21 protein-coding genes and 1 tRNA gene are annotated in these 26,492 nt (G+C 60.6%); 12 read left to right on the top strand and 10 right to left on the bottom strand.

All coding sequences use genetic code 11. The features are described 5' to 3' along the window. The first annotated feature begins 67 nt into the window (after positions 1-67). The gene (locus J7394_RS18735) at positions 68-1,225 is read left to right on the top strand and encodes an acyl-CoA dehydrogenase family protein (protein WP_209255292.1); all 1,158 of its coding nucleotides are present in this window, start codon (positions 68-70) and stop codon (positions 1,223-1,225) included. A 156-nt stretch (positions 1,226-1,381) separates the two neighbouring features. On the opposite strand, the gene J7394_RS18730 is transcribed toward J7394_RS18735, so the two are convergent. Next, positions 1,382-2,278, bottom strand: a complete 897-nt coding sequence (locus tag J7394_RS18730; protein WP_209255286.1) for a LysR substrate-binding domain-containing protein — start codon at positions 2,276-2,278, stop codon at positions 1,382-1,384. A gap of 144 nt (positions 2,279-2,422) precedes the next feature. Between J7394_RS18730 and J7394_RS18725 the strand changes: the two genes are divergently transcribed. Next, positions 2,423-4,615 (top strand): dehydrogenase E1 component subunit alpha/beta, encoded by a 2,193-nt coding sequence (locus tag J7394_RS18725; RefSeq protein WP_209255285.1) that lies wholly within the window; start codon positions 2,423-2,425, stop codon positions 4,613-4,615. Then, positions 4,612-5,646 carry an ACP S-malonyltransferase gene (locus tag J7394_RS18720; RefSeq protein WP_209255284.1) on the top strand — a complete coding sequence of 345 codons (1,035 nt, stop codon included), beginning with the start codon at positions 4,612-4,614 and terminating at the stop codon, positions 5,644-5,646. Before J7394_RS18725 ends, J7394_RS18720 begins: the two co-directional genes overlap by 4 nt. Before the next feature lie 8 nt (positions 5,647-5,654). Here J7394_RS18720 and J7394_RS18715 read toward each other — a convergent pair whose 3' ends face one another. Further along, positions 5,655-6,563 (bottom strand): LysR family transcriptional regulator, encoded by a 909-nt coding sequence (locus tag J7394_RS18715; RefSeq protein ID WP_209255282.1) that lies wholly within the window; start codon positions 6,561-6,563, stop codon positions 5,655-5,657. A gap of 74 nt (positions 6,564-6,637) precedes the next feature. On the opposite strand from J7394_RS18715, the gene J7394_RS18710 reads away from it, so the two are divergent. The 5 genes from J7394_RS18710 to J7394_RS18690 all read left to right on the top strand — a co-directional run bounded on the left by J7394_RS18710 (position 6,638) and on the right by J7394_RS18690 (position 13,813). Then, positions 6,638-9,850: a reductive dehalogenase gene (locus J7394_RS18710; protein ID WP_209255280.1), complete on the top strand. Its 3,213-nt coding sequence runs from the start codon at positions 6,638-6,640 to the stop codon at positions 9,848-9,850. A gap of 127 nt (positions 9,851-9,977) precedes the next feature. After that, on the top strand, positions 9,978-10,844 hold the full coding sequence (locus tag J7394_RS18705; RefSeq protein ID WP_209255272.1) for a xanthine dehydrogenase family protein subunit M: 867 nt from the start codon (positions 9,978-9,980) through the stop codon (positions 10,842-10,844). Then, positions 10,841-11,320, top strand: coding sequence for a (2Fe-2S)-binding protein (locus J7394_RS18700; RefSeq protein WP_170662786.1), 480 nt, complete (start codon positions 10,841-10,843; stop codon positions 11,318-11,320). The genes J7394_RS18705 and J7394_RS18700 overlap by 4 nt, the downstream gene beginning before the upstream one ends. Further along, a complete protein-coding gene (locus tag J7394_RS18695; RefSeq protein WP_209255270.1) occupies positions 11,320-13,575 on the top strand; it encodes a xanthine dehydrogenase family protein molybdopterin-binding subunit in 2,256 nt (751 codons plus the stop codon). The genes J7394_RS18700 and J7394_RS18695 overlap by 1 nt, the downstream gene beginning before the upstream one ends. Then, positions 13,568-13,813, top strand: a complete 246-nt coding sequence (locus tag J7394_RS18690) for a MoaD/ThiS family protein (protein WP_170468530.1) — start codon at positions 13,568-13,570, stop codon at positions 13,811-13,813. The genes J7394_RS18695 and J7394_RS18690 overlap by 8 nt, the downstream gene beginning before the upstream one ends. Here J7394_RS18690 and J7394_RS18685 read toward each other — a convergent pair. Then, positions 13,810-14,517, bottom strand: a complete 708-nt coding sequence (locus J7394_RS18685; RefSeq protein ID WP_209255268.1) for a DUF374 domain-containing protein — start codon at positions 14,515-14,517, stop codon at positions 13,810-13,812. The genes J7394_RS18690 and J7394_RS18685 overlap by 4 nt on opposite strands. Before the next feature lie 142 nt (positions 14,518-14,659). Between J7394_RS18685 and J7394_RS18680 the strand changes: the two genes are divergently transcribed. The 3 genes from J7394_RS18680 to lptF all read left to right on the top strand — a co-directional run bounded on the left by J7394_RS18680 (position 14,660) and on the right by lptF (position 17,549). Next, a tRNA-Trp gene (locus J7394_RS18680) sits at positions 14,660-14,735 on the top strand. 744 nt (positions 14,736-15,479) lie between these two features. Continuing rightward, positions 15,480-16,325 carry an FkbM family methyltransferase gene (locus J7394_RS18675; RefSeq protein ID WP_209255266.1) on the top strand — a complete coding sequence of 282 codons (846 nt, stop codon included), beginning with the start codon at positions 15,480-15,482 and terminating at the stop codon, positions 16,323-16,325. Positions 16,326-16,424: 99 nt separating this feature from the next. Further along, on the top strand, positions 16,425-17,549 hold the full coding sequence (gene lptF / locus J7394_RS18670; protein ID WP_209255264.1) for an LPS export ABC transporter permease LptF: 1,125 nt from the start codon (positions 16,425-16,427) through the stop codon (positions 17,547-17,549). Here lptF and J7394_RS18665 read toward each other — a convergent pair. Beyond that, positions 17,546-18,379 carry a LysR family transcriptional regulator gene (locus tag J7394_RS18665; protein ID WP_209255262.1) on the bottom strand — a complete coding sequence of 278 codons (834 nt, stop codon included), beginning with the start codon at positions 18,377-18,379 and terminating at the stop codon, positions 17,546-17,548. The genes lptF and J7394_RS18665 overlap by 4 nt on opposite strands. 97 nt (positions 18,380-18,476) lie before the next feature. Here J7394_RS18665 and J7394_RS18660 point away from each other — a divergent pair, with 97 nt between their 5' ends. After that, a complete protein-coding gene (locus J7394_RS18660; RefSeq protein WP_209255260.1) occupies positions 18,477-19,067 on the top strand; it encodes an HD domain-containing protein in 591 nt (196 codons plus the stop codon). Here J7394_RS18660 and speB read toward each other — a convergent pair. The 6 genes from speB to J7394_RS18630 form a co-directional block, all read right to left on the bottom strand. Then, entirely contained in the window at positions 19,064-19,906 is an 843-nt protein-coding gene (gene speB, locus J7394_RS18655; protein WP_209255252.1) for an agmatinase, read from the bottom strand. The two genes, J7394_RS18660 and speB, sit on opposite strands and share 4 nt — an antisense overlap. Beyond that, a complete protein-coding gene (gene nspC, locus J7394_RS18650) occupies positions 19,903-21,072 on the bottom strand; it encodes a carboxynorspermidine decarboxylase (RefSeq protein WP_209255243.1) in 1,170 nt (389 codons plus the stop codon). The genes speB and nspC overlap by 4 nt, the downstream gene beginning before the upstream one ends. 104 nt (positions 21,073-21,176) lie before the next feature. Continuing rightward, entirely contained in the window at positions 21,177-22,388 is a 1,212-nt protein-coding gene (locus J7394_RS18645; RefSeq protein ID WP_209255233.1) for a saccharopine dehydrogenase family protein, read from the bottom strand. Between the two features lie 14 nt (positions 22,389-22,402). Continuing rightward, positions 22,403-24,292, bottom strand: coding sequence for a biosynthetic arginine decarboxylase (gene speA, locus J7394_RS18640; RefSeq protein ID WP_209255231.1), 1,890 nt, complete (start codon positions 24,290-24,292; stop codon positions 22,403-22,405). 101 nt (positions 24,293-24,393) lie between these two features. Beyond that, positions 24,394-25,479 carry a DUF1513 domain-containing protein gene (locus J7394_RS18635; protein WP_209255222.1) on the bottom strand — a complete coding sequence of 362 codons (1,086 nt, stop codon included), beginning with the start codon at positions 25,477-25,479 and terminating at the stop codon, positions 24,394-24,396. Further along, on the bottom strand, positions 25,480-26,490 hold the full coding sequence (locus tag J7394_RS18630; protein ID WP_209255220.1) for an imelysin family protein: 1,011 nt from the start codon (positions 26,488-26,490) through the stop codon (positions 25,480-25,482). Positions 26,491-26,492 lie beyond the last annotated feature (2 nt).

Genomic DNA, 26,492 nt, shown 5'->3' with positions numbered 1-26,492 from the left:
TACGTGGATTGGCCTGTCTACGGCGCCGCGATAGCCTTTCAGGTAACACCTGATCGGAGAATACCACATGTCGCTTTTTACCTCGACCGCAGCCTGGGTCACTGACGAACACCGGATGTTTGCCGAAATGGCGGGGCGGTTTCTGGATGATGAACTGGTCCCCAATGCCGAAAACTGGGCTGAGAATGGCATCGTAGACCGTGCATTCTGGCACAAAGCCGGGGAAACGGGTCTGATGGCCGGTGCGATCCCGGAGGAATATGGCGGCGTCGGCGGGGACATGGGGTTTGACTCGGTCACTCTGTACGAGCAGACGGCGCGTGGGGATGCCGGATGGGGATATGGCATTCAGTCGATCGTGACGCATTACATCACGGCCTATGGCAGTGAGGACCAAAAACAGCGCTGGTTGCCCAAGCTGGCCTCGGGCGAGATGGTCGGAGCTTTGGCCATGACCGAGCCGGGCACAGGTTCGGATGTGCAGGCCGTGCGGACCTCGGCTGAGAAAGACGGCAACTCCTATCGCCTGAACGGATCGAAAATTTTCATCACCAACGGTCAGAGCGCAGATCTGATCATCGTTGCCGCCAAGACGGACAAGACCTTGGGTGCCAAGGGCGTGTCTTTGATCGTTGTCGAGACGGACGGGGCCGAGGGTTTCCGGCGCGGGCGCAACCTCAAGAAGCTAGGCATGAAGGGCAATGACACTGCCGAGCTGCTCTTTGAAGATGTCAAAGTGCCGATGACCAATCTGCTTGGCCCGGATGAGGGGCAGGGGTTCTATCAGCTGATGAAACAGCTTCCGTGGGAGCGTTTGACCATCGGTATCATGGCGCTGGGCGCGATTGATTTTGCCATCGCCGAGACAGTGAAATACGTGCAGGAGCGCAAGGCCTTTGGTCAGCGCGTCATGGATTTCCAGAACACGCGGTTCAAACTGGCCGAGTGCAAAACCAAGGCGGAAGTGCTGCGTAGTTTCGTGAATGATTGCATTGGCAAGTTGGAGGCGGGTGAGTTGGATGCCGCCACTGCGTCAATGGTCAAATACTGGGGCTCTGAGGTCCAGAACGAGATCATGCACGAATGCCTGCAGCTTTTTGGCGGCTACGGCTTCATGATGGAATATCCGATCGCCCGCCTTTATGCCGACGCCCGTGTGCAGATGATCTATGGCGGCACCAATGAGGTCATGAAGGAACTCATCGCGCGTTCGATTGACGTCTGAGGCCCTCCCGCCCGTCGTCGAAGTTCCTTTCGGAACATCTCCTTCCGTTGGGCCGAGCAGGCGCGGGCGCAGCCCGCGCCTGCTCGGCCCCCTGCCGTCCGCAGGACGCAAGGCCATAGGCCGCGCAGTTTTTCGGGTGGCGGCCTGTTCAGAACTCTAGGTGATCTCCGGGTTCAGCTGCCGTTCGAGCCATGCCCGAAATGACTTCAACGGTTCGGACTCAATCCTGTTCTTGGGCCATACCAGATAGTACGCGCCCAAGCTGACCTCTGGCCCATCCCACGCCAATGCAAGGCGGCCGGTTTTGAGATGCTCTTCGACGAGATAGCTGGGGAACAGGCCAACGCCTAGCCCATGGATCGTGGCCTGTATCATCGTGGAAAACTGATCGAACAGCATCCCGCGCGACCCGCTAACCGGATGACCCTGAGCAGCAAACCAGCGCTCCCATCCGTCGGGGCGCGTTTCCATGTGTAATAGGGGCGCCTGTTCCAGCCAGTCGATTTGATCGCTCTGGTCGGGCAGAAGGTCAGGCGCGCAGACGGGCACGACATACTCTGTCATGATCTTCAGGTAGTTCACACCGCTCCAATTCTGGCGACCAAAGTGAAAACCCGCGTCGAAGGCTTCGGTCTCGAAGTCGAAGGGTCGCAGCCTTGTATTCAGGTTAACCGTCACCTCGGGATGATTGCGGGCGAAGTCCTGAAGGCGCGGGGCCAGCCAGTGCATCCCGAATGCCGGCAGAATGGACAGGTTGAGGGACCCTCCGGTTGGGTTGGCCTTCAGTTTCAACGACGCCTGCGCCAGTTGATGCAGGGCCGTGCGGGCCGTCTGGACATACTCTTGCGCGGCCGGTGTCAGGTGCAGCCGCATCTGGGTGCGTTGGATCAGTTCGATGCCCAACTGTTCTTCCATCGTTTTCAGCTGGCGGCTGATGGCGCTTTGGGTCAGCGATAGCTCCTCGGCCGCGGCGGATGCGCTGCCCAACCTGTCCACGGCTTCAAGCGCGAGCAGGGATGAAATCGACGGAAGAAAGCGTCGGGGCGCGATCATATTACATTTCCTCATACCTTTGGGTTTGATTATCACTGGCTTTTTGCGGGCACCAGCCGGATATAGTGCCCTGCAACGCGCGCGCCCGCGCCGTTCGAAAACAAGACCCGCGGACAGCCCCGCACTATTTGAGAAGGCCGAGCTATGGATCGCGCGCAGATCGTCCATGAGAATTTCCTGTCCCGCGTGGCAAACCGGGATTTTCCCGAAGGCGCGCGCCCGGTCGGCGGGCTGAGCCACGCAGATGCGGTGTCGCTCTATCGTTCGCAAGTCCTCAGCAGGGCGCTGGATCGCACGAGCCGGGCGATGCAGAAGGCGGGGCAGGGGTTCTATACCATCGGCTCATCGGGTCATGAGGGTATGGCCGCAGTCGCCCACGCCCTGCGCCCGACGGATATCGCCTTTTTGCACTACCGCGATGCGGCGTTTCAGATCGCCCGGGCCGAGCAGGTTCCGGGCCAACAGATCGCCTGGGATATGCTGCTGAGCTTTGCGTGCTCGAAAGAGGATCCGACTTCGGGCGGGCGTCACAAGGTACTTGGCTCGAAGGCTCTGATGATCCCGCCTCAGACCTCGACCATTGCCAGCCACTTACCCAAGGCGGTCGGCGCGGCCTATGCGTTAGGGGCCGCGCGGCGTCATGATCCCGAGCATCGGGTGCTGCCCGAAGATGGCATCGCCATGTGTTCGTTCGGGGACGCCTCGGCCAACCACTCGACCGCGCAAGGGGCGATCAACACGGCGGGTTGGACAAGTGTCCAATCCACGCCACTGCCATTGCTGTTCGTATGCGAAGACAATGGCATCGGGATCTCGGTGAAAACACCCAAAGGTTGGATCGAGGCGTCGATGGCGCATCGTCCAGGCATCAAGTATTTTCAGGCCAATGGGCTGAACATCTATGAGACCTACGCCGTGGCTCAGGAAGCCGCGCATTATGTCCGCACGCGCCGCAAGCCCGCCTTCCTGCACCTGCGGACCGTACGCCTCTATGGCCATGCGGGGGCGGATGTGCCGACCACATATCTCAGCAAGGCCGAGGTTGAGGCGGATGAGGCAAACGATCCGCTTCTCCATTCTGTTCGCCTGTTGGATCAGGCGGGGGCATTGGCTCCGGATGAGGCGTTGAAAATCTACCAGGACAGCTGCGCTCGTACGGATCGTGTTGCTGTCGAGGCTGCCACGCGCCCGCATTTGTCGACCGCGCAAGATGTCATAGCCAGCCTGATCCCGCCCAAACGCGTCTGCAAGCCGACGAACGGCCCCAGTGCGGATGCGCGGGCAAAAGCGTTCGGGGGCGACATGCGCGCGATGGCCGACCCGCAACCCATGAGCCGCCTGATCAACTGGGCGCTGACCGATCTGATGCTGGAACATGGCGAGATCGTCTGCATGGGCGAGGATGTGGGCCGCAAGGGCGGTGTCTACGGCGTAACGCAGAAGCTGCAGCAGCGGTTCGGTCAGGACCGCGTGATCGACACTCTGCTGGACGAACAATCAATCCTCGGTCTTGCTATTGGCATGGGCCACAACGGGTTTGTGCCGATCCCCGAAATCCAGTTCCTCGCCTATCTGCACAATGCCGAGGATCAGATCCGCGGTGAGGCTGCCACATTGCCCTTCTTTTCGAATGGGCAATTCACCAACCCGATGGTGCTACGGATCGCTGGGCTTGGGTATCAGAAAGGCTTTGGAGGGCATTTCCACAACGACAACTCTCTGGCCGTTTTGCGCGACATTCCGGGTGTTATCATTGCCTGCCCCTCGACCGGGGAAGACGCGGCGCAGATTCTGCGCGAATGCGTGCGGCTGGCGCGGGAAGAGCAGCGGGTCGTCGTGTTCCTCGAACCGATTGCGCTCTATCCCATGCGGGATCTGAATGTGGCACAGGACGGGGGCTGGATGACGACCTACCCCTCGCCCGACCGGCGGATTGCGCTGGGCGAGGTTGGGGTGCATGGCGACGGCTCCGATCTGGCTATCGTGACCTACGGAAACGGCCACTACCTGTCGCGTCAGGCGTTGCCTGAGTTGCAGGCGGCCGGGGTGAACGCTCGTATCGTCGATCTGCGCTGGCTGGCTCCGCTACCTTCCAAGGCGCTGCTAGAGGCGACCAAGGACTGCAAACACATCTTGATCGTGGATGAATGCCGCCGCACAGGCAGCCAGTCCGAGGGGCTGATGACTCTCTTCCGCGAAGAACGCGCCCAGACGCGGGTCGCCCGCGTTGTGGCAGAGGATTGCTTTATCGCGACTGGCCCGGCCTATGCCGCACCCCTGCCGTCCAAGGACGGTATCGTCGCTGCGGCCCTGACCCTGACCGGAGTGTGGAAATGACCCGAACAGCTGTCGTGATCTGCCCCGGTCGGGGCACCTATAACAAGCCCGAGCTGGGCTACCTGCACCGCCACCATGCGGACAAGATGTCGATGTTCCAACGGTTTGACGCCCTGCGCGCCGAGGCTGGGCAAGAGGGGGTAACCACGCTGGACGGAGCCGCGCGCTTTGCGGTCAGCACCTATTCGCGCGGCGATGTGGCCTCACCCCTGATCTATGCCGCCGCGCTGGCGGATGCGCAGTCGCTGGCGGATGATATCGAGGTGGTGGCCGTGACCGGAAACTCGATGGGTTGGTACATCGCGCTGGCCGCCGCTGGCGCGCTGAGCGCTGAGAACGGGCTCCGCGTGGTGAACACCATGGGCTCTCTGATGCAGGACCATCTGATCGGCGGGCAATTGGTCTATCCCTTCACCGATGACAGCTGGGTCGACAGCGCGAACCAGAAACAGGCGTTGTTGCAGGACGTCTCTGACATCAACGCGGTCGAGGGACAGGATCTGGCGCTGTCGATTGATCTGGGCGGTATGTTGGTGCTGGCCGGGAATGAGGCTGGTCTGGCGGCGTTTGAGGCATCTCATCCAACCGTTCAGGACCGCTTTCCCATGCGGCTGCCGAACCATGCGGCGTTCCATACCTCTCTGCAGGCCCCGATTGCCGCTGAGGGTCGGGCGCGGCTGAAACCCGATATGTTCGGCCAACCCCGTCACCCGATGATCGACGGGCGCGGCAAGATCTGGTGGCCGGGCGCCACCGATACCGAGGCGCTGTGGGACTATACGCTAGGCCATCAGGTGACCGAACCCTACGATTTCACCCATGCCATTCAAACCGCCGCGCGAGAGTTCGCGTCGGACCTGTTCATCGTGACCGGGCCGGGGGCGACACTGGGCGGCGCGGTGGCGCAGTCTCTGACCATGGCGGGGTGGAGCGGCATGACCGACAAGGCTTCATTCATCGCGCGGCAAGAGGACTCGCCCATTCTTGTAGCCATGGGGCGCGAGGATCAGAGGGCTCTGGCGACGGGCTAGGCCCTGCTTCAGGTCTTGGCATGAATAGCGCTGGCGAGGGTTTCGATCCGGTCCCGCAACCAGCGATGGGCCGGGTCATTGGCCGAGCGTTGGTGCCAGACCATGTAGATCGAAACTGGCTCGCAGTCGAACGGCAAGGGCGCACAATCCAGCGCGGCCAGTGGTCCGTTTTTCATCAGCGCCGTGTCGGTGGAAATCAGCGGGCTGCCCGCGATGAAAGACGGGATGGCGTTGAAATGTGGCAGCATGACGGTTGGCGGGCGGATCTGGCTTTGATCCACCCCGCGCATCACAGCGCGGGCATTGCGACCGTCGGGAAAGCGAACCTCGACATGTTCGCTCTGACAGTAGGCCTCCCACGTCTCGGGCGCGGTGCGTTGACTGCTGTCATAAAACACCATCAAGGGGCTTGTGATCAGCCGCTTCTGAAAGATGTCCGGCCCGTCCGGCGGCAGCGGCGTCAGCATCAGTTGGCACCGGTCGCTGCGCAGCGGGTCCGGCCCCGGTACGCCGGATGAGATGAATTCCAACTGCAGCCTGATACCCTGGGCTCGGGTCGCGCGCAGAAGGTCGGGAAAGATCAGCTCTCGCGGCATATCGTTGGTGGCGATGCGGATTTCCATCTGCTCTGACAGGGGATCGAAGGGGCGTTCATCCGTCAGGGCGCGCATGCCGTCCAGCACGTGGCGGACCGGCTCTTGCAGGGCAAGCGCGCGCTCGGTCGGTGTCAGGCCTTGACCGGATCGCACGAATAGCGGATCGCCCAGCACCTGCCGTAGCTTGGCCAATGTGTGGCTGATGGCCGACTGTGTGACGCCCAGCCGATCCGCCGCTTTCGAGACCGAGCTTTCCTCGAGTATCGTCAGAAAGATGCGCAGGACCTTGCCGTCCAGATCCGTGAAATCAATTTTGCTCATACAATCTATGATTAAGTATGAATGGTTTTGCTGTCGAGAGGGCGCTAGGTCAGGCGCAAACAAGGGACATGCACATGGGACTTCGCTTTTTCTCGGACAAGAACCGACCCGTTCATATGGGGTCATACCCGTTGGAGCGTCTGGCGCGTCAGAAGGCGATGCCCGACCTGTCCCAACTGCCCCCGATGCCCGAGCTTGGCTTTCACCGGCCTGACCGGCCCGAAAGCATCGTGAATGCGATGGGCGAGTTTCAGGCCATGCTGGACACGATCCGGGATGGGCTGGTGAACCCTGTCGCTTCGGACATCCCGCGGGACCCGCAGGCGCGGGCAGATCACATCAAGGCGTTTGGCTATTTCAACGATGCCTCGATGATGGGCTGCGGGCCGTTGCCGCACGAGGCGCTGTTGGACGATCCGCGCCGCAACCCCGATATCGACCGTCTGGCCCATGCGTTGAAGACGCGCCAGACCAAAACGCTGGCCTCGGGGATCGATGTCATCATGGCCGATCTCAAGGAAAGCATGGAGGCCGCGCCGCGTCCGATGGCCTCGCATCGTCACGCTCTGGTGTTCCTGTATGAACATAACCGCGACCCGAACCCGGACGAGCCGGGGTCCGAGTGGATCATGGATGCGCAGGACCATCGGGCCTGCCTGCTGGCGACCGAGAATGCCGTTGTGATTGCCAATTACATCCGGCTGCTGGGATTCGATGCGCGGGCACACACGGCGATGTCGACCGAGGTGGATCTGGGCAAGCTGGCGGTCGCGGCGGGTTTGGCCTTGGTCGAAGACGGCACGCTTGTTGCCCCATGGCTGGGGCGTCGTTTTGGTCTGGCCGCTGTCACGACCGAGATGGAGATTGCCCACGATCAGCCCTTGCAACCGATGGCGCAACAACCGTGGTTCCGGACCCAAGGCCCTGCGTGGTGGCTGGGAACCGGGTTCGCCAAGAACGCTCTGAACCGCGATGCCTATGCCAAACGTCGCTACGTGGACGGGGCGCATCCGTTTGAGCGGCTCAAGCGGGTCGAGACGCCCACCACTTATTTTGATGAAGCCAACGTTGCGCGCGTTCCCAAGCGCGCTGACATGTTCGCGCGGGCGCAGTTCGGCGATATGGGCAAACACCTGCAGGATGCCGCCAAGGGCGGATACTACGTGCGCAAATCGGCCCCCAGTTTCGCGCAACGCCGGGCGCTGGGCGCGTTTGTTCTGTTGCAGGATGGCGAAAGTGCAAAGGTCTCGACCCCGACCGATGCTGAGCGTAATGCCGCCAATATCAAGGCCGCCAGTTACTTTCTTGGGGTCGATGCGGTTGGCCTCAGCCGTTGCCCGGACTGGGCGTGGTATTCCCACGATGCGACGGGGGAAGAGATCACGCCGCCGCATGATCAGGCCATCAGCATGATCATCGATCAGGGCTATGAGACGATGGAGGGCGCAAGCGGTGACGACTGGATCAGCGTTGCGCAATCCATGCGCGCCTATCTGCGGTTTTCACTCCTGGGTGGCGTGATCGCGCAACAGATCCGCAACCTCGGCTACAAGGCCAAGGCCCATACGGTGATGGATGGTGAGGTGCTGCAGCCGCCGCTATTGCTGTTGTCGGGATTGGGCGAGGTCAGCCGGATCGGTGAGGTCATCCTGAACCCCTATCTCGGCCCGCGCCTGAAATCCGGGGCGGTGACGACTGATATGCCGATGGCGCATGACAAGCCGATTGATTTCGGCCTGCAGAGTTTCTGCGAAAGCTGTAACAAATGTGCCCGCGAATGCCCCTCGGGTGCGATCACCGCCGGGCCAAAGCTGATGTTCAACGGCTATGAAATCTGGAAATCTGACAGTCAGAAGTGCGCGACCTACCGCGTGACCACGCCCGGAGGGTCGATGTGCGGGCGCTGCATGAAGACCTGCCCGTGGAACCTTGAGGGGATTTTCAAAGAACGCCCCTTCCGATGGGCGGCAATGAACATCCCTCAGGCCGCCCCGGCATTGGCGAAACTGGATGACGCGGTGGGCAATGGTGGTCTGAACGATGTCAAAAAATGGTGGTGGGATATCGAGCTGCAGTCGGATGGTGCCTATCGCCCCTCGGTGCATCCGCTGAACCGGCGCGACCTGCAGCCTGATCTGGATCTGAAGTACGAAGATCAGACACTGGCCGTTTACCCCGCCTATCTGGCCCCGCACCCGTGGCCCTATCCCTTTGCGATGGACCGTGAGGCCGGGATTGCCGCCTATGAGGCAATGGTGAGCGCCAAGGAATACAAGGCACGCAAAGCGGTGGGCGATATGTCAGTCGTTCACCGCTATGAGATCGCGGGCGATGCTCCGGTCATGCGGGTTGAACTGACCAAAGTCGAAAAGATGACGGCTGATGTGACAAAGTATGAGTTCTCGACACTGGACGGATCGCCGCTACCCCCATGGACTGCAGGCGCGCATCTGGACGTGTTGGTCGCGCCTGAGTTTCTGCGCCAGTATTCGATGTCCGGTGACCCCTCGGACCCGTCGACCTACCAGATCGGTGTCTTGCGTGAGGAGGAGGGGCGCGGTGGTTCGGCTCTGTTGCATCGCATCTTCAACGAAGGCCGCAAGGTTTTCATCTCGAAGCCGATCAATCATTTCGAGCTCGATGAGACCGCGACAAAAACCTTCCTGATGGGTGGCGGGATAGGCATCACCCCGATGATCGCCTTCGCCCATCGTTTGCACGCGCTGGGCAAACCGTTCGAGCTGCACTACTCCGCCAGCACCCGCGCAGGGGCCGGGTATTTAGAAGATCTGGCCGCGATGCCGTGGGCAGATCACGTTCATTACCATTTCTCGGATGAAGGCACGCGGGCCGATCTGGATGCGGTCCTCTCAGGCTATCAGGACGGCTGGCACGTCTATACCTGTGGGCCAGATCGCTTCATGGATGGCGTCATGCAAGCGGCCGCGCGGCAGGGCTTCCCGAATGAGGCGCGACATCTGGAGTATTTCTCGGTCCCCGAGCAACCGGACTATGAAAACTACCCATTCACCTTGAAGCTGGCGAAATCAGGCCTCGAACTGACCGTGCCGGAAGACAAGGACGCCGCGCAGGTGCTGAACGAGGCAGGTATTCACGTGGATGTGAAATGCGCAGATGGCATCTGTGGCGTCTGCAAATGCGGTGTTGTTTCGGGTGAAATCGAACATCGCGATTTTGTCCTGTCCAACAAACAACGCGAGAGCGCTATCATTTTGTGTCAAAGCCGCGCCGCGCAACCGGATGGCGTGATCGAGATCGACCTCTGACCCGAGGTCGGAAAACGACATGAAGTTGTGAAAAAATAGGTCGCTCCGGCCATGGACGCCGCTGCGGCGCTGCATTACCTTCCCCCCGAACCCAGTGAATCCTGATTGACAGGTGCGAGGTATTTTCATGGATTATCACAGCCCCGCCAGCTTTGCCGAGGCGTCGGCTCTGGCTGCAAACGCGACGGGCACCACACGGTTTCTGGCAGGCGGCACCGATGTGTTGGTGCAGTTGCGCTCGGACTTGGTGACGCCCGATACGCTGATCGACATCAAGAAAATCAACGGTGTGCGTCAGATCACGCAAAACGCCGATGGCAGCTGGACACTTGGCGTCGCTGTCACCGGCGCTGAAATGAGCGAGCATCCCCAGCTGGGCCGCGACTGGCCCGGTGTGGTCGAGGCGATGGATCTGATCGGATCGACTCAGGTGCAGGGCCGCGCGACGTTGACGGGCAACCTGTGCAACGGCTCGCCGGCGGCGGATTCGGTGCCCGCGATGGTTGCTGCGGGCGTGACGGTTACTGTGACCGGCCTTGATGGCGCGCGCGAGGTTGCTGTTGAGGACATCCCCACCGGACCGGGCAAGACCGCGCTGGCGAAGGGTGAAGTGGTTTCAGCCGTCAACCTCCCCGCGCGGGGCGAAAAAGGCGGTGACGCCTATCTGCGCTTTATCCCACGCACTGAAATGGACATCGCCGTAGTCGGCGTGGGCGTCAGCCTGCGTCTGGACGGTGACGTGATCACCGAGGCGCGCGTGTCATTGGGCGCTGTCGCTCCGACCGTTTTGCTGGTTGAAGACTGTGCGAAAGCCATCGTCGGCAGCACACTGGACGACACCGCCCTCGACGCGTTGGCCGCGGCCGCTTCGGCCGCCTGCAACCCGATTGACGACAAACGCGGCACAATCGAGTTCCGCACCGAGGTCGCAGGTGTTTTGGCCAAGCGCGCCGCGAAAATCGCCTATGCCCGCGCGAAGGGAGAAAACGCATGAGCAAGCTCCACGTATCCACCACCGTCAACGGGGACACGGTCGAATACCTGTGCGACCCGCGCGAAACCCTGCTGGACTGTCTGCGCGACAAGCTGAACCTGACCGGCGCGAAAGAAGGCTGCGGCACCGGCGATTGCGGCGCGTGCTCCGTCACCGTAGATGGCCGTCTGGTCTGTTCCTGCCTGATGCTGGGCGTTGAGGCTGATGGTAAGGCCATCGAAACTGTCGAAGGCATCGCGGATGGCGACGTTCTGCACCCGCTGCAGAAGAAGTTCATCGAACACGCGGCGCTTCAGTGCGGCATCTGCACCCCGGGCATTTTGGTGGCGGCCAAGTCGTTGCTGGAAAAGAACCCAAACCCGACCGAAGAGGAAACCCGGTACTGGCTAGCAGGCAACCTCTGCCGCTGCACCGGCTATGACAAGATCATTCGCGCCGTGATGGAAACGGCGGAAGAGCTGCGGGAGGCTTCGTAATGGCACTCGACGATCGCAAATCTGTATTCACTTTCGTTGGCACGCGCCCGGATCGCCCTGACGGGTTAGACAAGGTCACGGGCCGCGCCAAATTCGGGGCTGATGCCTATGCGCCCGGCATGTTGCACGGTGCGGTTCTGCGCTCGCCCCATGCCCACGCGCGGATCGTGAAGATCGACACCTCGAAGGCCGAGGCGCATAAGGACGTCAAAGCTGTCATCACCCGCGCGGACTTTGCCGATGTCCCGTTCAGACCCGGTCTCGAGGGCGAGTTCTGGAACGTGCTGGAAAACGTCATGGCGGGCGAAAAGGCGCTCTATGATGGCCACGCCGTTGCTGCGGTTGCAGCCACGTCGGCCCTGGCAGCGCGGGATGCACTCAAACTGATCGAGGTCGAATACGAAGTTCTTCCCCATGTGACCGACGTGGACAAAGCGATGGCCTCGGATGCGCCGGTCATTCGGGAAGGCGCAGCGGACTATTCAGTGCCCGAAGGTCTGCACCCGAACGTCGTACGCTACCACGAAAGCGGCCACGGAGATGTCGAGGCCGGGTTTGCCGAGGCGGATCTGGTCATCGAAGACAGCTTTGTCACCGAAGCAACCCATCAGGGCTATATCGAACCGCACGCCTGTCTGGGCATGCTGGGCAATGACGGCAAGGGTGAGCTGTGGTGCACCACGCAAGGCCACTGGATCGCGCAAAAGACCTGCGCCGCGCTGCTTGGCATTGAGACCTCGCAACTTCGCGTCACCGCGTCCGAGATTGGCGGAGGCTTCGGCGGCAAAACCACTGTTTTCATCGAACCCGTTGCGCTGGCGCTGAGCCGCAAGGCCAACCGTCCGGTCAAGATCGTTATGACCCGGTCCGAGGTGTTCCGGGCGACCGGCCCAACGGCCTCGGCGTCGATGGACGTCAAGATCGGCATGAAGAAGGACGGGACCATCTCGGCCGCACAAGGCGTGTTCCGTCTGCAGGGCGGGGCCTTCCCGGGTGCGCCGGGTGACATGACCGCCATGTGCGCCTTCGCGCCGTACAACCTGACCAACGTCAAGCAGATCGGCTATGACGTGATGTCGAACCGTCCGAAACAGGCCGCCTACCGCGCACCGGGCGCTCCTATGGGTGCCTTCGCAGTCGAGTCGGTGATTGACGAGTTGTGCAATAAGCTGGGCCTCGACCCCGTTGATGTCCGCCTGAAAAACGCCGCTCATGAAGGGACCAAGGCCAGCTATGGCCCGACCTACGAACGCATTGGCCTGGTCGAAACGCTGGAGGCTGCCAAGGCGCACCCGCACTATTCGGCCCCGTTGAAGCCGGGGCAGGGGCGCGGAATTTCCTGTGGTTTCTGGTTCAACCACGGTGGCGAGACCAGCGTGTCGCTGGCCTTGTCCGAGGACGGCTCGGCTCAGCTGATGGTGGGAACGCCGGATATCGGTGGCTCTCGCGCATCGATGGCGCTGATGGCGGCTGAGGTTCTGGGCATCCCATACGAGAACATCCGCGTCACCATCGCGGATACGGCAACGTTGGGCTATAACGACGTCTCACATGGCTCGCGCGTGACCTATGCGTCGGGTCTGGCGACCATCAAAGCGGCCAAACACGCGGTTGAAAAACTGTGCGAACGAGCGGCTGCCAAGTGGGGTATCCCGGTCGAGGCCGTGAAATGGGAGGACGGCTGCGCCGTGCCTTCAGGCCCCAACGCTGGCGATTTTGACCCGCTCGCTCTGTCCGACATCACGGCGGATATGGGGCGCACCGGCGGCCCGATCTCGGGCCATTTCGAGGCAACTCCGGAAGGCGCAGGCGTGTCCTTTGGCACCCATATTGTCGATGCTGAGGTTGACCCGGAAACCGGCAAAACCAGCGTGACCCGCTACACGGTCATTCAAGACGCCGGCAAGGCGATCCACCCAACTTATGTGGAAGGCCAGTTCCAGGGCGGTGCCGCGCAAGGCATCGGCTGGGCTCTGAACGAGGAGTACATCTACGGCGAGGACGGGCGGTTGCAGAACTCGATCTTCCTCGACTACCGGATCCCCGTTGCCAGTGACCTGCCGATGATCGACACGGTGATTGTCGAAGTGCCCAATCCCGGCCACCCGTTTGGGGTGCGCGGTGTGGGTGAGACCGGCATCGTGCCGCCGCTTGCCGCCATCGCCAACGCGGTTTCCAACGCGGCGGGTGTGCGGATGAAGCAACTGCCGATGTCGCCTCCGCGCATTCTGGCCGCGCTCAAGAGCAATGGTTGAGGTTCACCTCTGGTCCGGCCTCCGGTCTCTGACCGGGGGCTTGGCCGTCGTCGAGGTCGAGGCCAAAACAACCGGAGAGTTGCTGCGCGCCCTGGTGCGCGCGCATCCACAATTGCAGGCCCCCATTGATGCGGGCGTCTCAATCGCGATCGACGGGCGCGTGATTGCAACGGGCCTGACGGAACCCATCCCGGAAGGTAGCGAAGTCTATCTGATGCAGAGGCTGCGCGGTGGCTAGGGCTTAGGTGACCACGGTTCGCGCCCGACCATCCGGTCGGCCTCGGCAGTGATGTCGTTCATGTGCTGCTCTAGGCTTTGGCGCAGGGTTTCGATCTGCTCTTCACTGGCTTTTCGGGGTACGGTTTCGGTCCATTCGCGGCATAAAAATACACCTTCGTTGCGCCAGGGGCTGGGCATGAGTAAGCGGTCCCATGTACCGGCCTCTCTGCCGTGACGGGCCGAGAAGGTGATTCCGAACACCCGTTTGCCGGATGTGCGCGCCCAGACCAGAGGCACGGTCGACAGCACCCGTTCTGGTCCGCGGGGTCCGTCGGCGGCAATACCAATAGAAATCCCCTGCTTCATTTTGCCTAGAACTTCACGCGACACGGCGACGTTGCTTTTGTGTTTGCTGGCCATGGCGATCGTGTCCATGCCGAAAAGCTTTTGTACGCGGCCCACCATGCTGCCCGCCCGGGCCGAGGACGTGATCGAGCAGATCTGCGCCTTGTCCAGAGGGAAGAAATAGGGTGACTGCGCTAGCCGCTGATGCCACAGAACAACGATGACCGGTTCGCCCTGTTCGGCCAGCTGGTCCAGTTCTTCATAGCCGATGCGCTGCCATTTGGTGTTGCGGTTGACCATCCGAATATAGCTCGCAATACGGCGCGCCGCCCAATTTAACACGGCTTCGCTGTCGGCGATCTTTTTGCGGATACTCACGGATGGGTTCCTCATATTGGCCAAACCGTGTCTTATAGAACTCAACGCCGCGTGCAACTTGTTTGTCTTGGCGAGAAGTGGTCGAGAAACTGAAAAAGCCTCTTGAGTCCGCCGCGCGGCTGGCATATCTGAGGCTCAGCCTAGGGGTATAGCTCAGTTGGTAGAGCGACGGTCTCCAAAACCGTAGGTCGCGGGTTCGAACCCTGCTGCCCCTGCCATTCAAAACTTCCCAAAACTTGAATATTCGCTTTCGCGGCCGTGTCGAACCCCAGACTTGCCGAACGAAGTTCCATTCGATGTTCCTCTGGGGCCTTTAAAGCGACGGCCATACTGTGCTATGGGTCAGGATTTGACGTAGCGTCCCGAAATTTCTTCTGCCTCGCCGTAGTTGACGTAAACGTAAGCTTCGGCTCGCTTTTTTGTTTTGCATGCACAAAAGTGACGAAAACCGGGGTTTTCTTCCCCCTTACGTCTCAAAATGAAATCCCTAAATGCACCTCGTCGCTGCGGGGTGCCACTCACGGACTGTGATCCTTGAGCCTCGGCCAACCACTGAGGTTCGGATCGGCCCCGCAGTGACAAGGTTTGCACAGTTCATTGGGAGGGAAGGAATTTGATACAGAGTTTTTGGTCGATCTTTCGCGACCACCGTTGGCAAGCAGCACGGCAGACGCGGCCTCGGCCCGAAGAGCTTCGCGCCGCGGATGAAGAAACAAGCGAACCCACCGTGAAAGAAGCCGAGTTCCGGAGCCTGTTTCAAACGACATTGTTGGAAATGAAACAGCCGCAAACACACGATGAAGGCTCTGACGCGTGCCGAATGTAAGCGTGCTGTGAAGCTGCCTAACCCGATAGGGTGCAAATGCACCATGTTTCGTATCAAATCGATCTCTGTGTTGCTGAGCGGAGAACGTGGAGATATGCACTGAAGACAATATTTGATTTGTATTCAAAGGTGTTGAATGGGATTGCGAAGCCTGATTGCCGAAAAGATTGCCTCACGTGTTCTGGGCAACGGTAAAACCCGGCGCGCCGTCATGAATGAGCTGCTTGATCAGGATACTTTGTTGTTTCGGGACTTGGGCGATCATGCCTTTGCCTTCTTTCCAACGGATGCAATCGGACGTTCACTTTTCCAGAACGGTGAATTTGCCCGTGGTTCGGTCACGGATCTGCGGACGTTTCTTGAACAGAACAATGCCTATAAGCCCGGCATGTCCGTTCTGGAGGTTGGGGCCAATATCGGCACCCAAACCGTGTATTTCTTCCTCGATCTTCAGTGTGACGCCGTCGTGGCGATCGAGCCAGACCCGGACAATATGAACCTGCTGCGTCACAATCTTGCGTTGAACGGGCTGACAGACAAAGTGGAGATTTTGGGCGTCGCGGCTTCTGACACGAGTGGAACGGCGGAATTTACCCGAGATCTGTTCAACCGAGGTGGCTCACGTCTGGGGGCCAAACGCACAAGCGGCAAAACCCGAGAGAGTTTTTCAGTCGAGATCATCCGGATTGACGATCTGGTGCAGTCGGGCGCCCTTCAGGCTGATCAAATTGGGCTGGTTTGGATGGATGTTGAGGGCCATGAGCTATCTGCCCTGAAGGGGATGAAGCAGTTGATCACCGATTTCCGCCCGCCGATTTTTTTGGAATTTACCCCTGACGGACAGCACAGCACCCAGCAAGAGCTGTGTGACCTGCTATTTGACAACTATCGGGGCGTATATCGTCACGCTGGGGGCTTTCATCCCGTGTCGCGTGACGCGTTCGCACAGATCAAACATCAGGTCGATCTTCTGGTCATCTGAAACCCCACCCGATCACAAAGCAGGGCGGTGACCGTCTTTCCTCTGCCTGCGGGATAGCCTAAAGTCTCCGCAAATCGCAGACACCGGGAATGAGGGTACATGTCGCGTTTCGATGGTTACTTCCTGCGGCAGTTGCTGGTGCTGTTCGGCTTTTTTACTCTGGTTTTGGTCGGTGTTTTCTGGATCACGCGGTCTGTTAGCCTGTTTGACCGGGTCATCAGTGGTGGCCAGTCGGCGATTGTTTTCCTCGAATTCACCGCTCTGACGCTGCCGACCCTGATCCGGACGGTGATGCCGATGGCTGTGTTTGCTGCTGCCGTTTACGCCACGAACCGCCTCAGCCGGGAAAGTGAGATGACGGTCATGCTGGCGACCGGCTCCAGCCCGTGGCGTCTGGCGCGGGCTGTGGTCCTGTTCGGTCTTGTCACAGGGGTGATGATGGCGGCGATCAGCGTTTTCCTGCGCCCCGCATCTGTCGAACAGCTCGAGATCCGGCAGGCTGAGGTCGCAGGCGACGTGACCGCCCAATTGCTGAACGAAGGTGAGTTTCTGCACCCCGCCGACGGTGTCACGGTCTATATCGGTCGGATTGATCTGGACGGGACCCTGCATGAGGTCTTTGTCTCAGACCGGCGAGACCCGGCGAATTCTGTCAGCTATTCAAGCTCAACGGCGTATCTGGTGAACAATGCGGCGGGCATCAACCTTGTCATGCTGGATGGGGTCGCGCTGCGGCTGGACAAGGACGGGCGCACTCTGTCATCGACCCTTTTTCAGGACGCCTCTTACGATATTTCGGCGCTGACCAGTACCGGCGGCATGAATACCCGTAGCCTTGAAGCGATCCCCACGATGGAATTGATCCGGGACCGCGAGGCGATCGCCAGCGCCGAAGGGTTCAGCCCGGGTGAACTGACGGATGAGTTGCACCAGCGTTTCTCGTGGATCGCGATTTGCGTGGCGGTTGGGCTGGTCGGATATGCCACCCTGATGCTGGGAAGCTTCTCGAGGTTCGGGTTGTGGCCCCAGATTCTGGGGGCGTTTACCATTCTGGTTCTGCTGGAAGGCGTTCGGGGGTTTGTTTCTCCGGTCGTGATAGATGAGCCGGGTCTTTGGATCGTTCTCTATGCACCGGCGGTCATTGGTATCCTAATCTCGTGCCTGTTCCTGGCGGTTGCGGGACGCCCAATCTGGCGCCGTTCCAGGGCCGAGGTCGCTGTCTAGGCAGGGTCTCGCAGAACCTGCAAGCAGTCTAGAATATCCTCGAACGCAGCGCTGTCCGGGCGGGTTACGAGATATAGCGGCAACATCAGGTCCGGGCTCTGAGCAACTCGCACCAGCGCGCCAGAGCGAATATGCTCGGCGGCCAAATAGGCGGGAAAAAACCCGCGCCCCCCTCGTTTGAGGACATAGCGCAGGGCCATCATGCAATTGCCCAGAAAGACCGTCTGCCCCTCTGCCTTGCGGGCCGTAGTCCGCACATGGTCCTGATAGGCGGCGCCAAGTTCGAGATTGACGAACACCGAGTTGCCGACCATTGCCTCAGCGGTTTCGACCAGAACCAATCGCTCTGGTGGCAGGGTTTCAAACATCACCCGCCTGTCTGAGGGCTTTTCATGGGTCAGAGCGGCGTCCAGCACATGTGTTGCGACCGCGTCCACCATATCCAGATCATGATCGTAGTTCAGCGTCAGCAGCAATTGGCCAAGATGCTGTTCGAAACGTATGGCGAGATCGACCAGCAAGGGATCCCAAACGCTGAGCTGCGCCCCCAGCCTCAGTGCCGGACGATTCTGGTTTTGTGTGGGCAAATCAGTCGACGCATAGGACCAAAGTGAGAGCATCTGCTCGGCGTAAGGGCGAAATTGGCGGCCGAAGTCTGTGAGTGCCGTGCCTCCGGCACCGCGAGTGAAAAGGGGCTTTCCGGTGGCGTCCTCGATCTGCCGTATGCGCGCGCTGACAGCCGTTTGGGTCACATTCAGCTTGCGCGCTGCTGCGTGAAACCCTCCCGTCTCTGCAACGCATAGAAAAGTTTCAAAAGCTTTGATCTGCATGGTGGCAGTATTTTTTGATCGCTATGATAAAATCAATTTATTTTTTTCAGCAGGCAAGTCGAGATATCCTGTTCCCGATCAGGACAAAGGACATGCCATGCTGGACAAAAGCCACAAGCCGACCTGGACCAGTTTTGAAGAGGCCACAAAGGCCGACTGGGACGCCGTTATGGACTATGAAGAGGCCTACAATGCCGCCCTGCCAGACCGAATTCTGGACGCGATTCGTTCGTTGGACGAGGAATGGACGCCGTATCCGGTGAACCGCTACCAACACTCTCTGCAGGCCGCGACGCGGGCCTATGAGGATGGCGCGGATGAGGAGCTTGTGGTCGCCGCGCTGATCCATGACACGGGCGATATCCTGTCGCCCTACAACCATGGTGAGCTGTCAGCGGCGATGATGAAGCCCTATGTCAGCGAGAAAACCCATTGGATTCTCAAGCATCACTGCGTGTTTCAGGGCTATTACTACAACCATCATCTTGGCGGAGACCGCAACGCGCGCGACAAGTATCGCGACAGCCCCTATTGGGAGGACTGTCGCTATTTCTGCCATGAATACGATCAGAAGGCGTTTGACCCAAACTACCCGACCAAACCGCTGGAGTTTTTCGAGCCCATGTTGCGCCGCGTGTTGAACAAGGGCGAAGGGCACATGGAGCTGAACGAAACCTCGGAGGGTTAGCAGGCCGCCATCAGACGATAGACGATCTGAGCTGCAGTGAAGTCCCAGGCGGCATTGCCGTCGGGGGCCAGCTCGACAACGTCGAAGCCGACACACTTGCGGCCTTTAAGGGCGTGTTCGACAAGCCTCAGCGCCTGATAGTATCCCAAACCGCCCGGTACAGGCGTTCCAGTGGCGGGCATTTGGGACGGGTCGAGACCATCCACGTCAAAGCTGACATAAACCAGCTCCGGGAAGTCCTCGGGCAGATCGACAGCGTGGATGTTGCCAGTGACCAGTTCCTCGGCGTCGACGTGGAAGACATGGTTTTTCAGACGGCTTTTGGCTTCCTCGGTCGAGAATGCACGCACGCCGAACTGGGCCAGACGAATACCCTCTTCGGCCAGCAAGTGCATGACCGAGGCGTGGGAGTGCTTCTCGCCCTGATACGCGTTGCGCAAATCGGCATGGGCGTCGATTTGCACGATCCCGACGGGCTGGTTCAACGCCCGCGCCACACCCGTCACTGCGCCGTAGCTGAGGGAATGTTCTCCGCCTAGCGTGACCGGCACCTTGCCCGCGCGAATGGCGGCTTCGGTCCGTTGGGCGAGGCGTTCCATCACCTCGGGCAAGGGACCGCCGCAATCCAGTGGGGTTTCGGTAAAGATACCCTCGACGCAGGGTTCTGCATGGCCGGTGATGCGCTCCAGCTCATTGCTGGCTTCGATGATCGCCTCGGGGCCCTTGGCGGTGCCGGAGCCATACGAAACCGTGCGTTCCAGCGGAACCGGAATCACGCGAAAGCGCGCGCCTTCCGAGCGCTCAGCTTCGGTCAGTTCACTGTCGAGGAAAATGCTCATGAGAGGCGGTCCTTAAAGTCGTCATAGCCGAACTGTTTGATGATCTTCAGCTCGTCCGTTTCGCTGTTCCACAGGGCGATGGTCGGCAGGGGAACACCGTTGAACGTGTTGGTCTTGACCATCGAGTAATGCGCTTGGTCGAGGAAGGCAAAGCGTTGCCCGACCTCTAGCGGTTTGTCCCACGTGTAGTCGCCGATCACATCGCCTGCGAGGCAAGACGGCCCGCCCAGACGGTAAGTGTGGCCCGCCTTGGCCTCGTCCATCAGGGCGGGGCGATAGGGGGCCTCGATCACGTCGGGCATGTGGCAGGTGGCCGAGATATCGGTGATGGCGAGAGTCATGCCATTGGTGGGCAGGTCGAGGATTTCTCCGACCAGAATACCCGCGTCCAACGCGACGGCCTCGCCGGGTTCGAGGTAGACGTCGACATCATATTTCGTGCGGATGGATTTGATGAATTCCACCAGCCCGTCACGGTCATAGTCATCGCGCGTGATATGGTGGCCGCCGCCGAAGTTCAGCCATTTGAGCTGACCGAGGAAAGGTTTAAGCTTGGGTTCGACCGCTTCCCAAGTGCGTTGAAGGGGATCGAAACCCTGTTCGCAGAGCGTGTGCATGTGCAGGCCGTCTGCGCCGATCAGGGTCTCGGAGGTGAGTTGGCTGACGGGTGTCCCGAGGCGTGAACAGGGCGCGCAGGGGTCGTATTTGGGAATCTCGCCTTCGGAATGTTCCGGGTTGATCCGCAGGCCGATCTGCACATTGGCCGCTTGGGCCTTGGCGAGGAATCGGTCTTTTTGAGCGGGCGAGTTGAAGATGATGTGGTCGGACAGCGACAGGATCTCGTCGATATCCGCATCCTTGTACCCGGCGCAAAAGGTTGCGACCTCGCCGCCATATTCCTCGCGGCCCAGACGGGCTTCGTAGATGCCAGAGGCGCAGGTGCCGCCGAGGTGTTGGCGCACCAGCGGGGCCAGCGAGAACATCGAAAACGCCTTGAGCGCTGAAAGGACATGTGCGCCCGACTGTGTGCCGATATCGGAGAGGATGCGCAGGTTCCGCTCGACGGCTTTCTCGTCGACCACGAAACAGGGGGTGGGGACGCGGCTGAGGTCGAAATCGCGAAAGGCACCGGCGTCGCCGGCCTGTGTGGTCATCATGTCGGACATGTCCGGCGTCTCCGTTTGTGGCGCGGCCGGGGGGCCAGCCCCCCGAACCCCGGGATATTTTTGGACAGATGAAGCAGGGCGGCCGTGGGGACCGCCCGCGAGGATCAGAAGGTGACCGGGCCGTCGAGTTCGTGGACCTGCCACGGCAGGCCGTGGGTGTTGAGCATGTCCATGAAGTCATCTGGGTCTAGTTGCTCCATGTTCCACACGCCGGGCTCGGTCCAGTTGCCTTTCAGCACCTGTGCCGCGCCGATCATTGCCGGGACGCCGGTGGTGTAGCTGACGGCCTGGGAGCCGACCTCGGCAAAGCACTCTTCGTGGTCGCAGATGTTGTAGATGTAGTAGGTCTTCTCGCCCGAGCCGTCCTTGGCCTGACCCGTGGCGATGTCGCCGATGCAGGCTTTGCCCTTGGTTTCCGCGCCCAGATCGCCTGGGTCGGGCAGCAGGGTTTTCAGGAACTGGATCGGGATGATTTCTTTGCCGTCGTGCATCACCGGGTCGATGCGGGTCATGCCGACGTTTTCCAGCACTTTGGCGTGGGTGATGTAGGCGTCGCCGAAGGTCATCCAGAAGCGGGCGCGCTCGATCTCGGGGAAGTGGGTGCTGAGGCTCTCCAGTTCCTCGTGATACATCAGGTACATGTTTTTGGGGCCGATGGCGGGGAAGTCGAATTCGACCTTGTGGGTCATGGCGGGGGAGTGTTTCCACTCGCCACCTTCCCAATGGCGGACTTCGGCCAGCACTTCGCGCAGGTTAATTTCCGGGTTGAAGTTGGTGGCGAATTCCTGATCGTTGCTGCCGCCATTGGCGTCCAGCACATCGATCTGGCGGATCGTGTCCAGCTTGTGTTTCTTGAGCCATTTGGCAAACACGCTGGTCACACCCGGATCGAAGCCCGAGCCGAGTATGGCGGTCAGACCGGCCTCTTTGAACCGCTCCTGATAGGCCCACTGCCAGTGGTATTCGAACTTGGCTTCGTCCTCTGGTTCATAATTCGCAGTGTCGAGATAGTGGATACCGGCCTCAAGGCAGGCGTCCATCAGCACCAGATCCTGATAGGGCAGGGCGAGGTTCACCAGAATCTCGGCCCCGGTTTCCTTGATCAGTTTGACCGTGTCTTCGACCTTATAGGCGTCCAGTTCGGCGGTCTTGATGTCCACACCGACGCGATCTTTAACAGCCGCGGCAATTGCATCGCATTTCGATTTCGTGCGGCTGGCCAGAGTGATCTCGGTGAAGATATCCGAGTTCATCGCCATCTTATGCACGGCTGCGTGGGATACGCCGCCCGCGCCGACAACCAGTGTTTTGCCCATGGTCTGTCTCCTTCTTATTCGTAATATGTGTAGCCGTTTATGGAGTCGCGATAGGCGCTCATCAGGGTTTTACGGTCTTTGGCTTGCAGAGTACCGGTCGAGATCGCCTCGTCCACCATTTTGCGGAAGGCAGCGACGCAGTCTTGGGGGTCGAATTCAACGTAAGACAGGACCTGACTGATCGTGTCGCCCTCTTGTTCGTGCAGCAGGTCGAAGCCGCCATCTGCCCGCAGGTCGATGGTGACGACATTTGTGTCTCCGAACAGGTTGTGCAAGTCGCCGAGTGTTTCCTGATAGGCGCCGACGAAGAAGACGCCCATGAAGTATTCGCCCTCATCCGGGAGCGAATGCACCGGCAGGCTGGGGGAGACCCCGTCGGCCAGAATGAACTGGTCGATCTTGCCGTCGCTGTCGCAGGTTATGTCAGACAGCACGGCGCGGCGGTCGGGCGTTTCATTCAGACCTTGCAGCGGCACGATTGGGTGTAACTGGTCAATGGCCCAGACATCGGGCAGGGATTGGAATAGCGAGAAGTTGCAGTGGTAGATATCGGCCACTTTCTCAAGCTGGTCGTCTACATCCGTTTCCAGATCATCACTGGCGGCCAGCGCCTTGAGGCGGGCCATCAGCGACAGGTAGATACGCTCAGCCCGGGCCATCTGGCGCAGATCCACGTATCCACGGCGGAACAGGGCGCGCAGCTCGTTGCGGTAGAAGGTGGCATCGTTCCAGCATTCCTGCAGGCGGTCTTTGCTCAGGTAGCCGTGTACGGCGGCAAGGTCCGAGACCAGATGGTTGTCGTCAGGCTCCACATCCGGTGCGGTGGGCGCATCGTAGAGCGTGGTTTCTAGCACGTTGAACACCAACATGGATGAAGTCGCCACTACGGCGCGGCCGCTTTCGGTGACCAATGTTGGGTGCGCAATCTCGGCCTCGTCCATCGCGTAGGCCACGGTTTCGACCACGTTGCTGCAATATTCCTCGACCGTGTAGTTGATCGAGTTCTCCGCCGCCTTCTTCTCGCCCGTATAGTCCACGCCCATGCCGCCGCCGAGGTCCAGATGGGTCAGCGGTACGCCTTCGCGGGTCAACTCGGTGTAGTAGCGACAGGCCTCACCTACGGCGCGGCGGACGTCGTTCACGTCCTGCACCTGGCTGCCCAGATGCGAGTGCTGCAGCTTCAGGCAATGCAACAAACCCGCCTCGCGCAGTTTGTCCACAGTGGCGACCAACTGGTCGGTGTTCATGCCAAAGGCCGAGCGGTCGCCCGAGCTTTCTTCCCACTTGCCGCTGATCTGGTTGGTCAGTTTCACCCGCACGCCGATCAGAGGTTCGATGCCGAGTTCCCTGTAGACCTCGATCACCGTATCCGCCTCTTTTGGGCTTTCCAGCACGATGACGGTGTTGAACCCGATCTTGCGGGACAGGATCGCCAGCTGGATGAACTCGGCATCCTTGACACCGTTGCAGACGATCAGCGCCTCAGGGGCCAGCCGGTGGGCCAGAGCCACGACCAATTCGGGCTTTGATCCGGCCTCGAGGCCATAATTGTATTTCTTACCGAACTCGACGATGCGGTCGACCACCTGCGCTTGCTGGTTCACCTTGATCGGAAACACGCCGCGATAGGGGCCTTTGTAGCCCACCCGCGCGATGGCGTCGGCAAAGCTCTCGTTAAGATGCGCGATCTCATGTTCCAGATAGGAACTGACGCGCAGCAGCATCGGCGCCTTGATCCCACGGTCATCCAGATCGTTGAGGATACCGGGCAGGCTGATCGCCGCTGTGTCCGGAGACATCGGGTTGCGCAGACCGATCTCGCCCTGCTCCGTCACCTCGATGAGGCCTTTGCCCCATTTCTCAACCCCGTAGATGGTATGCGGTGCGTCGGGCGTGTGTTTCAATCAAGTCAGTCCTTAACTCAGAGGTGCCGGTTTCGCGCCCGCCAATACGGCAGCATTTTGATTCGTCCAAGTGTAAACTATGTGACAGCGATTGCCGAACGCTACGCGTGCGAGCGGATCGGGATCAAGTGGTTGTCCCATTGGCAATCGGGGCGGGCCAGAACTCGCGCGCGGAGCCCGTCTACAGCGCCAAACGTGCCTGTGCCGGTGGTGAAGACCAGTCCGTCTGGACCGGCGCCCAGACCGCAGACATCCTCCAGTTCGAATGCTCTCGTGAAGCTGCCACCTGCCACATCGAACAGATGCAGCGCATTTCCTCGTGGGCAAGTTATGGCGACCTCGGATCCGTTGGACGAGAAGGCGATGCTGCCCGCGTAGCCTTGCAAGGTGTTTTGGAGGTCTTCTGGTGCTGACAGAAGCTGCGGAGGCGCGCCTCGATGGTGCAGGCCCAGCAGGGGCGGATGCTTGGTCTGGTTGCCCTGCCACTGCATCGCGAACCCCACCAGCCCGTCGCTACGCACGCTGAGATGGCGGATGGAGTTCTTGTGCAAGTCGCCCGGCAACTCGACCCGTTCAAGCAGGTTCCCGGACAGGTCCAGATAGGTCAGGTTCGGCTGCATGACGGGCAGGTTCAGCTTGGTCCGTCCGGTCTCGGGGTGGGTCTCGATCCCGCCATTGGCGATCGCAAGGCTTTGGCCGTCCGGCATCAGGCGCATGTCATGCGGGCCAACACCGCCCGACGACACCTCTCCCAGACGTTCAAAGCTGGTGGCGTCCCAAAGGCTGACGCGGCCTTCGCCAGCCTCATAGTCGTTTTCGGTGGCAAAGAACCGGGTGCCATCCGCTGTGAACGTACCGTGACCGTAGAAATGCCGCCCCTCGGGGGCCTGTAGCCGTGCAAGCTCCCGCCCGGTGGCGCAGTCGATGACCAGCGCAAACGTGCCGGGACGGCGGGCAAAGGCCACAGCCTGCGCCTTGCGGGGATGGGCGGCGGCGGCGTGGCCCCTTGCGGGCAGGGGCAGTGAGAACAGAATGTCTCCGCCCTCATCCAAACCGGCCAGACGGAACGCGCCATCCGGAAACAGCCCGGCGGCCAGAAAGGCGGGCGCCCCGACCGAGGCCCACCCCGTAGCGGGCGCAAGGCTTGCAGCCGCAAGACCGGTCAGGAAATCGCGGCGGTTGGTCATTCAGTCCCCGTCCAGAGAATTGAACCCGGCGCTGATGCCGAGGGTCGGGCCAAGCTCGGTCGTGGCAATGGTGCGGATGTCATTCACGGCCTGTTGCAGCGCTTCGACACGGAACCGGCCTGCGGGATCGGCCACGCCAGCGAAGGCGGGGTCGTCGATGGACCGGGCGCTTTTGATTGCTCGGTTGAAGGCCACGTCCAGATCCTGCGCGATCTCGGGATGGTCGGCGGACAGCCGCGCTGCTAGGTCCTGCAGGGCAATCAAGGACAGCTCGACATGACGCAAGGCGCGTTCCGAGCGGCGGGCTTCGGCCCTGTTGGGGCGGGGGCGGTCGAATGTGCCAAGAGGGCGGCCCAATCGGGTCTCGGCGGTGAATTGCAGCCCGGTCGAGAGCGCTTTGAACAGCTCCTGCATCGCCTCATCCTGCGTGCGGTACGGGCTGTCGCCCCCCGGCTGTTTCAGCTTCACCGCGTAGCTTTGCCATTCTTCCGCCATCGCATCGGCATTGGCGTCGATATCGGCCGTGATGGCCCGGATCAGAGCGCACCGATATTCGGCACTGCCCTGATCGGCGAATTTGGGATCGTAGAGCATCTGCTCAAGCGCAAAGAACCCACGCCCCGCGACCGAGGTCTCGGCATAGGCGGCGGTGTCGTTCACCGCAGGGTCTTCGGCTGCGATATGTTGCGACAGGGCCTTGGGCGTGAACCCTTTCGTATCCGGCCAAAAGGCCATGGCAAAGGCGCGGTCGTCGGCCTCGGTGGGGCCAAAGCGTAGATGGCTGGCCGATATCCACGCGTCAAAGGCGGTGCCATAGGCCGTGCGCAGAGCCTCTGATTGAGGGGCGCAATCGGATTGGGACGCGTCGGACAAAGCCTCGGTCGCGTCTGCCAATTCAGCAAAGCGCGGCAGAATATGTGCGGAAGGAACATCCGTCAGGATCGCTGCACGATCTTGGGCCGACGCCGCCAGAGGGGCAGTTAAGGCAATGGCAAAAGCAAACAGGCGCATGG

Source organism: Ruegeria sp. R13_0, from assembly GCF_017743995.1.
GTDB lineage: Bacteria > Pseudomonadota > Alphaproteobacteria > Rhodobacterales > Rhodobacteraceae > Ruegeria.
The sequence above is the reverse complement of the archived record's forward strand: the minus strand, read 5'-3'. Positions and strand labels throughout refer to the sequence as shown.

Excerpts from the sequence above, each read along its gene's own strand:
- J7394_RS18735 (WP_209255292.1), top strand. The coding sequence starts at position 68 with ATGTCGCTTTTTACCTCGACCGCAGCCTGGGTCACTGACGAACACCGG.
- J7394_RS18730 (WP_209255286.1), bottom strand. The coding sequence starts at position 2,278 with ATGATCGCGCCCCGACGCTTTCTTCCGTCGATTTCATCCCTGCTCGCG.
- J7394_RS18725 (WP_209255285.1), top strand. The coding sequence starts at position 2,423 with ATGGATCGCGCGCAGATCGTCCATGAGAATTTCCTGTCCCGCGTGGCA.
- J7394_RS18720 (WP_209255284.1), top strand. The coding sequence starts at position 4,612 with ATGACCCGAACAGCTGTCGTGATCTGCCCCGGTCGGGGCACCTATAAC.
- J7394_RS18715 (WP_209255282.1), bottom strand. The coding sequence starts at position 6,563 with ATGAGCAAAATTGATTTCACGGATCTGGACGGCAAGGTCCTGCGCATC.
- J7394_RS18710 (WP_209255280.1), top strand. The coding sequence starts at position 6,638 with ATGGGACTTCGCTTTTTCTCGGACAAGAACCGACCCGTTCATATGGGG.
- J7394_RS18705 (WP_209255272.1), top strand. The coding sequence starts at position 9,978 with ATGGATTATCACAGCCCCGCCAGCTTTGCCGAGGCGTCGGCTCTGGCT.
- J7394_RS18700 (WP_170662786.1), top strand. The coding sequence starts at position 10,841 with ATGAGCAAGCTCCACGTATCCACCACCGTCAACGGGGACACGGTCGAA.
- J7394_RS18695 (WP_209255270.1), top strand. The coding sequence starts at position 11,320 with ATGGCACTCGACGATCGCAAATCTGTATTCACTTTCGTTGGCACGCGC.
- J7394_RS18690 (WP_170468530.1), top strand. The coding sequence starts at position 13,568 with ATGGTTGAGGTTCACCTCTGGTCCGGCCTCCGGTCTCTGACCGGGGGC.
- J7394_RS18675 (WP_209255266.1), top strand. The coding sequence starts at position 15,480 with ATGGGATTGCGAAGCCTGATTGCCGAAAAGATTGCCTCACGTGTTCTG.
- lptF (WP_209255264.1), top strand. The coding sequence starts at position 16,425 with ATGTCGCGTTTCGATGGTTACTTCCTGCGGCAGTTGCTGGTGCTGTTC.
- J7394_RS18665 (WP_209255262.1), bottom strand. The coding sequence starts at position 18,379 with ATGCAGATCAAAGCTTTTGAAACTTTTCTATGCGTTGCAGAGACGGGA.
- J7394_RS18660 (WP_209255260.1), top strand. The coding sequence starts at position 18,477 with ATGCTGGACAAAAGCCACAAGCCGACCTGGACCAGTTTTGAAGAGGCC.
- speB (WP_209255252.1), bottom strand. The coding sequence starts at position 19,906 with ATGAGCATTTTCCTCGACAGTGAACTGACCGAAGCTGAGCGCTCGGAA.
- nspC (WP_209255243.1), bottom strand. The coding sequence starts at position 21,072 with ATGTCCGACATGATGACCACACAGGCCGGCGACGCCGGTGCCTTTCGC.
- J7394_RS18645 (WP_209255233.1), bottom strand. The coding sequence starts at position 22,388 with ATGGGCAAAACACTGGTTGTCGGCGCGGGCGGCGTATCCCACGCAGCC.
- J7394_RS18635 (WP_209255222.1), bottom strand. The coding sequence starts at position 25,479 with ATGACCAACCGCCGCGATTTCCTGACCGGTCTTGCGGCTGCAAGCCTT.
- J7394_RS18630 (WP_209255220.1), bottom strand. The coding sequence starts at position 26,490 with ATGCGCCTGTTTGCTTTTGCCATTGCCTTAACTGCCCCTCTGGCGGCG.